Below are 7,657 nucleotides of genomic sequence, written 5' to 3'. Positions count from 1 at the left end.
GCACACTGGGGGCCATGGCCATTCACGAGAATCTGCTCGGGGGTCCGCCCCCGACCCATCTGCCCGACGACCCGGAGCCGCGCGAGCTGCTGGCGGGCGGTGCGGACCCCGCCGAGGTGGCGGCCACGCACCCCACCTCCTCCCTCGCCTGGGCGCAGCTGGCCGACGACGCGTTCGCCGCCGGCCGGGTCGTCGAGTCGTACGCGTACGCCCGCACCGGCTACCACCGCGGTCTGGACGCCCTGCGCCGCAGCGGCTGGAAGGGCCACGGCCCGGTGCCGTTCGAGCACGAGCCGAACCGCGGCTTCCTGCGCGCCCTGCACGCCCTCGCCCGCGCCGCCAAGGAGATCGGCGAGACCGAGGAGTACGAGCGCTGCACGACGTTCCTGAAGGAGAGCTCGCCCACCGCGGCGGCCACCCTGTCCTGAGCCCGTGGCCGTGTCGGGCCCGGCGTCGCCCCACGGGCGCGCCGGGCCCGACATGTTCCTGCCGTCCGGAAGCCCGGCGCGGGCGTCGCGCCTGGTCGGGCGCCCGGCGCCGCCGGCGTGCGTTCCAGTGGTCGGGCCGATCCTCGCCATTGCCGTGTCGGACCGGTCCGATCCGGTAACTCTGTGGGGATCGGCGCTTGCTCCGGGCGTCGCCGGGCGGTGATGATCGCGGTACGGCCCGGCGGCCCGGGACGACCCGGCGACCCCGGGTGAGTTTTGAGGAGACCCCCAATGTCGGAGACCCCGAACCTGGACTTCGCAGGCACGACGCCCTACGAGGACTACGTCCAGGCCGATGTACTCACGCACCTCCAGCATCCCCTGTCGGACGATCCCGGCGAGATGGTGTTCCTGGTGACCACCCAGGTCATGGAGCTGTGGTTCACGGTGATCGTCCACGAGTGGCAGACCGCCGCCGACGCCCTGCGGGCGGACGACCTGGACACCGCGCTCGCCGCTCTGCGCCGTTCGACCTACGAGCTGAAGTCGCTCAACGCCTCGTGGGAGCCGCTGGCGCACCTCACCCCCGCCCAGTTCAACTCCTACCGGGCGGCGCTGGGCGAGGGCTCCGGCTTCCAGTCGGCGATGTACCGCCGGATGGAGTTCCTGCTCGGCGAGAAGTCGGCGTCGATGCTGGTGCCGCACCGGGGCGCGCCCCGGGTGCACGACGAGCTGGAGAAGGCGCTGCACGAGCCGAGCCTCTACGACGAGGTGCTGTTCCACCTGCACCGGCAGGGCCTTGAGATCCCCGCGCACGTGCTGACCCGGGACGTCACCCAGCGCTACGAGCCGGACCCGGGCGTGGAGGCCGTCTGGGCGGCCGTCTACTCCGGCGACCCGCAGGCCGGCCCGGCCCGGCTGGGCGAGGCGCTGACGGAGGTCGCGGAGCTGGTGTGGCGCTGGCGCAACGACCACCTCGTCGCGACCCGCCGCGCGATGGGCTCCAAGCAGGGCACGGGCGGCTCAGCCGGCGTCGCCTGGCTGGAGAAGCGCGCCCGCAAGAACGTTTTCCCCGAGCTGTGGACGGCCCGCAGCCATGTCTGAGACCCCCATGACCTCCATGAGCCCCATGAGCCCTGACGCCGAGCCCGCCGACCTCCAGCGGGAGGCGCTGCGCCTCGACGGCGCCGACAAGCTCGCCGACCGCCGGGACGCGTTTGTCCTCGACGACTCGCCGGAGACGGTGTACCTCGACGGCAACTCCCTCGGCGCGCTGCCGCGTGCCGTCCCCGACCGGCTGGCGCACGTCGTCGCCCACGAGTGGGGCAGCATGCGCATCCGCTCCTGGACCGAGAGCGGCTGGTGGGAGGCACCGGAACGGATCGGCGACCGGATAGCACCGCTCGTCGGCGCCGCGCCCGGCCAGGTCGTCGTCGGCGACTCCACCTCCGTCAACGTCTTCAAGGCCGTCGTCGGCGCCGTCCGCATGGCCGGTGAGGAGCGCGACGAGGTGCTGGTGGACGCCACGACGTTCCCCACCGACGGCTACCTCGCGGCCTCCGCCGCCCGGCTGACCGGCCGCACCCTGCGCCCGGTGACGCCCGCCGAGATGCCCGCCGCCGTCGGTCCGCGCACGGCGGCCGTCCTCGTCAACCACGTCGACTACCGCACCGGCGAACTGCACGACCTGCCCGGCATCACCGCCGCCGCGCACGCCGCCGGCGCCTATTTGATCGCCGACCTGTGCCACACTGCCGGCGCGCTGCCCGTCGAACTCGACGCGCGCGGTGTCGACTTCGCCGTCGGCTGCACCTACAAGTACCTCAACGGCGGCCCCGGTTCGCCCGCCTTCCTGTACCTCCGCCGCGAGCACCAGGCCGCGTTCGACTCTCCGCTGCCCGGCTGGCACTCGCACCGCGACCCGTTCGGCATGACGGCCGACTACGCGCCCGCGCGGGACATCCGCGCCGGCCGGGTCGGCACGCCCGACCTGCTGTCCATGCTGGCGCTGGAGGCCGCGCTGGAGGTGTGGGACGGCGTCGACATCGGCGCCGTACGCGACAAGTCGCTGGCGCTCACGGACTTCTTCCTGCACTGCGTCGAGCAGTACGCGCCCCCCGGGCGCCTGGAGTGCGTCACTCCGCTCGATCACGACCGCCGGGGCAGCCAGGTCTCGCTGTACTGCGAGGACGCCGAGCCCGTCATGGCCGAACTGATCTCGCGCGGCATCGTCGGCGACCACCGTCGGCCGGGCGTCTTGCGCTTCGGCTTCGCCCCGCTGTACACCTCGTTCACCGATGTGGAACGCGCCGCACGGGTGCTGGGGGAGGTCGTCGGGTGAGCGGTACGGAGTGGTCGGCGCTGGTGTCGTTGGACCGGCCCGACCCGGTGGGCAGCGAGGCGTACGGTCCGCACCCGTCGCAGGTCGTCGACCGCTACGGGCCCCGGGGCGGCCCCCGGGTGACCGTGCTGCACGGCGGCTACTGGCGGGAGGCCTACGACCGGCGGCACCTGTCGCCGTTCGCGGCGGCCCTCGGCGCCGCGGGCTTCTCCGTCGAACTCGTCGAGTACCGCCGGGTCGGCGGAGGCGGCGGCTGGGCCGAGACCTCCGAGGACGTCGACGCCGCGCTCGACCACCTCGGCGGCCCGCCGAAGGTGCTGCTCGGCCACTCCGCAGGCGGCCAGCTCGCGCTGTGGGCGGCCGCCCGGCGGGACCGCGCCGCCGACCGCGTCGTGGCCGTCGCGCCCGTCGCCGACCTCTCCCGCGCCTACGACCTCGGGCTCAGCGACGGCGCCGTGACGGAGTTCCTCGGCGGCCACGCCGAGGTGCGCCGGCTGCTGCCGGAGGCCGACCCGATGCGGCTGCTTCCGCGCGTACCGGTCGAGGTGCTGCACGGCACCGCCGACCAGGACGTACCGATCGAACTCTCCCGCCGCTACGCCAACAACTGGGGCGCCAGGCTCCATCTGCTGCCCGGCGTCGGCCACTTCGCGCCGTTCCACCCCACGAAGCCCGCGTACGGCGTCCTGTTGGACATCATCCGCCGGGTGTGACCCCGCGCGGGGCGCGCTCCGGCTCCGGGGCGCCCTGGCGGGCCCGGCGCAGCAGGCGCACCAGCGCCCAGCCGGTGACGGCCGCGAACGTCGCGGCCATCACCAGCCCCGCGCCCACTCCGATCAGCGCCACCAGCACAGGCCCTTGCCCCTCCCGCCACAGCGGCGTCGAGACCAGGGCGAACATCGCGAGCCCGGCCGACCAGGCCACCGCGTTCGCGGGTATCCACAGCCAGGCACGCGGCACGTGAGGCCGCAGCACCCACCACTGGGCCACGCCGACGGACAGCAGCAGCGCCAGGCCCGCCACCACGGCGGCCGGCACCAGCACCGCGGCAGGCCAGCCGCCCACACCGCCCGGTACGACCGTCGGCGTCAGCGCGAGCGCCCAGGCGAACAGCGCGGCGACGGCCGTGGCCGCGATCCAGCGGACACCCTCCACCGAGGGCAGCGCGCGCCGCAGCACGTGCGCCTGCGCGGCGCCCAGTACCGCGCCCTCCAAGGCCCCCGCCACCAGCAACGCACCGGCGAGCGCCGGCGGCGAGACGCCCGGCAGGGCGACGGCGACGACGGCGGGAAAGCAGAAACCGACCGTCTCGCCGAGCGTCGTCCACCGCCACCAGTGGAACCACAGCGACGTTCCGCCGTGCGCGGGCCGCGCGCCGACAAAGCGCAGCGCGCCGAACGTCGTCAGCAGCCGGTTCACCGGGGACCGCGGCAGCCGCCGACCGAGCCGGTCGACGAGCGGCGCGCGCCCCGCGCCCGGGTCACGGTCACGTCCCATACGCCCAGCCTGCGCCCGCCACGGCCCTGGGCCCAGGGCCGTTGGACCCCGACGCCCCCGGCCGCATGGTCCCGCCGTGCGGCGCGCCGCCTGCGGCGTGCGGCCGTCGGTCAGCGCTGGCGGTGGTCGCGGCGCATCGCCTCGAGTGGGGTGAGTCGGCAGGCGCGGCGGGCCGGGCCGGTCGCGCCCGCCAGGACAGCGAGCAGTACGGCCGTAGCGAGGACCGCCGCCGGAAGCGACGGCAGCGCATCCACCCGCCGCCCGAGCAGCGCCGCCGAGACGCCGACGATGCCCGCCTCCGCGAACAGCATCCGCACGACGTCACCGTCGCGGAAGCCGACCGCCTTCAGCACGCCGATCTCCCGCTCACGTCGACGCGCCAGTCGACCACCGACGACAAACGCGCCGACGGCTGCCGGCCCGGCGAGCGCCGCGACGCCCGACCACACCACGAACGGCGAGGTCCCGCCGCCCGAGCCGACCGGCCGTCCGGCCGCCGGACCCGCGCCCTCGGCATGCCCGGCGGGCACCGCGTGCCCCGCGTCGAGCGCCGGCCCCGGCCGGGAGTCGCCCGTGGCGTCACCGGCGAGAACCGCCGTACACAGGGCTGTGGACAACGCGACCGCCACCAGCGTGGCCGACGCGACCAGGTGCGGGAACTGCCGCCGTGACGCCACCACGTTCCACACGGCCAGCCGCAGCGGACTCACCCGGCCACCCGCCGCCGCGTGATGGAACGCAGCCCGGCGGCCGTCAGCCGATGCACCTCGTGCGCCGCGGCGAGCACGTCGTGGCCTCGGGCGGTGATCACGACGGCCCGTCCCTCGTCTGCGAGTTCGCCCAGCAGCGTGAGCAGACGCCGCCCTTCCGCCTCGGGGAGCCCGGCCGTCGGCTCCTCCACGAGGACCGCCGACGGCCCGTTGACCAGGGCGCGGGCCAGGACGACCCGGCACCGCTCGCTCTCACTCAGCTCGTCCGGCCGGTACGACGCGCGACAAGGCGGCACGCCCACCCGCTCCAACACCAGCGCCGCCCGTTCGTCGGCCGGCCCGTAGCGGCCGTCGTAAGGCAGCAGCACGTTCCGTCCGGCCGAGTGCCGGGGCAGCAGGCCGCATTCGGGCAGTACGTAGCCGAAGCGGTCGCGGCGGATGTCCGCGAGCTCCCAGCGGGGGAGCCTGCTGGTGTCCCGCCCGTCGAGCAGGACCCGGCCGCCGTCGGGCGGCGTGAGCAGGCCCAGTACGCGCAGCAGCCGGAAGGCCCCCGAGTCGGCCCCACCGAGCAGGACGGTGACCGCGCCCGTTCTCACTCGGAGATCGATCACGGCCGGCGTTCCAACCGTCCGTCCGGCACGTGTGGAGGGCGTCGCCACCCCGCGTGCCTCGATCAGCACGCCCACGTGCCTTCTGCCGCCTTCCCCTCACCGACCGGAGCCGCGGCGCCGCGCGACCCCCCGACCGCACGGCACCGCAGAGGTGCGCGGCCCGGTCCGACCGCACTCTCCGTGTCCGTGCTTCCACGCTATCGGCGTGGCGCCCGTCAGCCGTCCGTCGGCAGATGGATCCTTACCCCCACCTTTCGGCGGGGGCGTACGCGCGGCGGCCACCCGCTCACGGCGGGGAGTGCGTCGGTCTGTCCACAAGCTGTGGACAGACCGACGCACGCGGACACCGGACTCTCAGGGTTTGCGCCAGTGAATCGAGTACCGCCACAGCAGCCGGCGGCGCCAGCGGCGGCCCGGCAGGATCCGGGCGCTGGTCCGCCGGACCTCGCCCCAGCTCTCCGCCGGTTCCGCGACCGGCATCCCAGCGGGCTCCACCGGCCCGCCGTGCCTGCGGGCCAGCACCCGGTGCGCCGGTACCCCGGCGGCGCTCACCAGCCAGTCCGGCGGCGTGACCGTCCGGGCCAGCCCGACGACCACAAGTATCCCGCCGGGCCGCAGCAGTTCGGCCATCCGGCGCAGCCCGGCCGCCGTGCCCAGGTGGTGCAGGACGGCCACCGAGCAGACGAAGTCGTAGGAACCGGAAGGGAGTTCCGGACCTGCCGACGGGTCGAGCACATCCAGCTCCCGGAAGTCGACCGCGGCCCCGGCCGGTGCGGCGGCCCGCCTCGCCTGGCGGACCATCTCCGCCGACCGGTCCACGGCCGTCACCGCCGCCGACACCCGGCTCAGCTTCCGCGCCAACAAGCCGTCGCCGCAGCCCACTTCGAGCGCGAAGCGGCAGCCGTCCGGCACGGCGGCCAGAACCAGCGGATGGTAGTGCGCGTTGTGGTTCCAGTAGCCGTCCGTGCCGCCCGCGTCCATCCGGCCACGGTACTGCGGGGCCCCACAGCAGCCGGCCGCGCTTTGCGGTGACCCGCGGATCGGGCGGCAAGCGGTGAGTGCCATGATGGGCCGTACAGGGGAAATCCACCTCCGCGGGCACCCGAGCACGCGAGGAAGGACCGGATCCGACATGACCAGTCGATCGACCGCCAACGACAACCCCGCGACCCTCTACGGGCCCGTCTCCCTCTTCCTCGGCCTGATCGCCTTCGCAGGTGTGACGGCGTACGGCTTCTTCGCCCTCTTCTTCGCGCTTCCGGCCGGCGGCCTCGCCGCCGCCCTCGGTGGTCTCGGCCTGGCCGGCGGGTACCGGCAGGCGCAGTCCGCCGTCGGGTTCGCCACCGGGCTGGCGAGCGTCCTCTACCTCTTCATCTTCGCCCTATACCCGTACTGAGAACGGCCGGCCGGCTTCCACCGGCGGCGCTCCGGAGTGTCGGACGGGGATCACTTCCGGGTCGTCGGGGCATAGTCGGCCATGACACGAACCGCGAGGAGGACCGCATGCCCACACCGCTCAGCAGCGAGGACCTTGACCGGGCCGTGGCCCAGCTGCCCGGCTGGCGCGTCGCCGAAAAGGGACTGACCGCCTCGTACCGGGTCGACAGGACCCTCGTCCCCAGCCTGTACGTGGCGGTCGCGGCGGCCGAGGACGCCGCCGACCACCACGCGGAGATCACCATCCTCTACGGGACGGTCTCCTTTGTCCTCAACACCCACTCCGAGGGCGGTGCCGTCACCGAGAAGGACACCGACATGGCGGCCCGCATCAACGAGATCGCCGCCGACCACCAGGCCACCCCGGTCTGACCCCGCCGCCTCTCCGGCGCGTGCTCCGAACCGGCTCTCGCGCCATGTCCGAACGGACTGTCGGTGGTCGGTGCGACGATGGAGCGAGGAGGCAGCGCATACCGACGGCCGACCGGGGCCGGAGCGCAGGGGGAGGCGAGGGCCGTGCCGAAACATCATCTGCGGTTCCGGCTGCTGTACTGGAAGCGCCGGATCGCCCGGCGAATACCCCGCGCGCACCGCCCCACCGCCGGCCGCCGCCCGCTGCCGCGCCCGGACACC

10 protein-coding genes are annotated in these 7,657 nt (G+C 74.5%); 6 read left to right on the top strand and 4 right to left on the bottom strand.

Annotated features, from left to right (window positions below):
- The first annotated feature begins 14 nt into the window (after positions 1–14).
- From FNX44_RS20785 to FNX44_RS20770, 4 genes are all read left to right on the top strand, one after another.
- Positions 15–428, top strand: a complete 414-nt coding sequence (locus FNX44_RS20785; protein ID WP_143650096.1) for a DUF3151 domain-containing protein — start codon at positions 15–17, stop codon at positions 426–428.
- A gap of 291 nt (positions 429–719) precedes the next feature.
- The gene (locus tag FNX44_RS20780) at positions 720–1,532 is read left to right on the top strand and encodes a tryptophan 2,3-dioxygenase family protein (RefSeq protein WP_143650094.1); all 813 of its coding nucleotides are present in this window, start codon (positions 720–722) and stop codon (positions 1,530–1,532) included.
- A gap of 16 nt (positions 1,533–1,548) precedes the next feature.
- On the top strand, positions 1,549–2,769 hold the full coding sequence (gene kynU / locus FNX44_RS20775) for a kynureninase (RefSeq protein WP_438948037.1): 1,221 nt from the start codon (positions 1,549–1,551) through the stop codon (positions 2,767–2,769).
- Complete coding sequence (locus FNX44_RS20770; RefSeq protein ID WP_143650091.1) at positions 2,766–3,482, top strand: alpha/beta fold hydrolase; 717 nt, start codon at positions 2,766–2,768, stop codon at positions 3,480–3,482. The genes kynU and FNX44_RS20770 overlap by 4 nt, the downstream gene beginning before the upstream one ends.
- Here FNX44_RS20770 and FNX44_RS20765 read toward each other — a convergent pair.
- The 4 genes from FNX44_RS20765 to FNX44_RS20750 form a co-directional block, all read right to left on the bottom strand.
- A complete protein-coding gene (locus FNX44_RS20765) occupies positions 3,466–4,266 on the bottom strand; it encodes a hypothetical protein (protein ID WP_143650090.1) in 801 nt (266 codons plus the stop codon). The two genes, FNX44_RS20770 and FNX44_RS20765, sit on opposite strands and share 17 nt — an antisense overlap.
- 110 nt (positions 4,267–4,376) lie before the next feature.
- On the bottom strand, positions 4,377–4,976 hold the full coding sequence (locus tag FNX44_RS20760; RefSeq protein ID WP_153507545.1) for an FtsX-like permease family protein: 600 nt from the start codon (positions 4,974–4,976) through the stop codon (positions 4,377–4,379).
- Positions 4,973–5,587: an ATP-binding cassette domain-containing protein gene (locus FNX44_RS20755; RefSeq protein ID WP_173019238.1), complete on the bottom strand. Its 615-nt coding sequence runs from the start codon at positions 5,585–5,587 to the stop codon at positions 4,973–4,975. The genes FNX44_RS20760 and FNX44_RS20755 overlap by 4 nt, the downstream gene beginning before the upstream one ends.
- Positions 5,588–5,941: 354 nt before the next feature.
- Positions 5,942–6,568, bottom strand: coding sequence for a class I SAM-dependent methyltransferase (locus FNX44_RS20750; protein ID WP_143650084.1), 627 nt, complete (start codon positions 6,566–6,568; stop codon positions 5,942–5,944).
- A 151-nt stretch (positions 6,569–6,719) separates the two neighbouring features.
- Between FNX44_RS20750 and FNX44_RS20745 the strand changes: the two genes are divergently transcribed.
- Both FNX44_RS20745 and FNX44_RS20740 read left to right on the top strand, forming a co-directional pair.
- Positions 6,720–6,983 (top strand): hypothetical protein, encoded by a 264-nt coding sequence (locus FNX44_RS20745; protein ID WP_143650082.1) that lies wholly within the window; start codon positions 6,720–6,722, stop codon positions 6,981–6,983.
- Positions 6,984–7,090: 107 nt separating this feature from the next.
- Positions 7,091–7,396 carry a 4a-hydroxytetrahydrobiopterin dehydratase gene (locus FNX44_RS20740; RefSeq protein WP_143650080.1) on the top strand — a complete coding sequence of 102 codons (306 nt, stop codon included), beginning with the start codon at positions 7,091–7,093 and terminating at the stop codon, positions 7,394–7,396.
- Positions 7,397–7,657: the final 261 nt, after the last annotated feature.

The sequence above is a fragment of the Streptomyces alkaliterrae genome, from assembly GCF_007097205.2.
Classification (GTDB): Bacteria; Actinomycetota; Actinomycetes; order Streptomycetales; family Streptomycetaceae; genus Streptomyces; species Streptomyces alkaliterrae.
Note: the sequence above shows the minus strand (reverse complement) of the source record. Positions and strands in the feature narration are given on the sequence as shown.

Coding starts and splice junctions, on each gene's coding strand:
- FNX44_RS20785 (WP_143650096.1), top strand. CDS start 15: ATGGCCATTCACGAGAATCTGCTCGGGGGTCCGCCCCCGACCCATCTG.
- FNX44_RS20780 (WP_143650094.1), top strand. CDS start 720: ATGTCGGAGACCCCGAACCTGGACTTCGCAGGCACGACGCCCTACGAG.
- kynU (WP_438948037.1), top strand. CDS start 1,549: ATGAGCCCCATGAGCCCTGACGCCGAGCCCGCCGACCTCCAGCGGGAG.
- FNX44_RS20765 (WP_143650090.1), bottom strand. CDS start 4,266: ATGGGACGTGACCGTGACCCGGGCGCGGGGCGCGCGCCGCTCGTCGAC.
- FNX44_RS20750 (WP_143650084.1), bottom strand. CDS start 6,568: ATGGACGCGGGCGGCACGGACGGCTACTGGAACCACAACGCGCACTAC.
- FNX44_RS20745 (WP_143650082.1), top strand. CDS start 6,720: ATGACCAGTCGATCGACCGCCAACGACAACCCCGCGACCCTCTACGGG.
- FNX44_RS20740 (WP_143650080.1), top strand. CDS start 7,091: ATGCCCACACCGCTCAGCAGCGAGGACCTTGACCGGGCCGTGGCCCAG.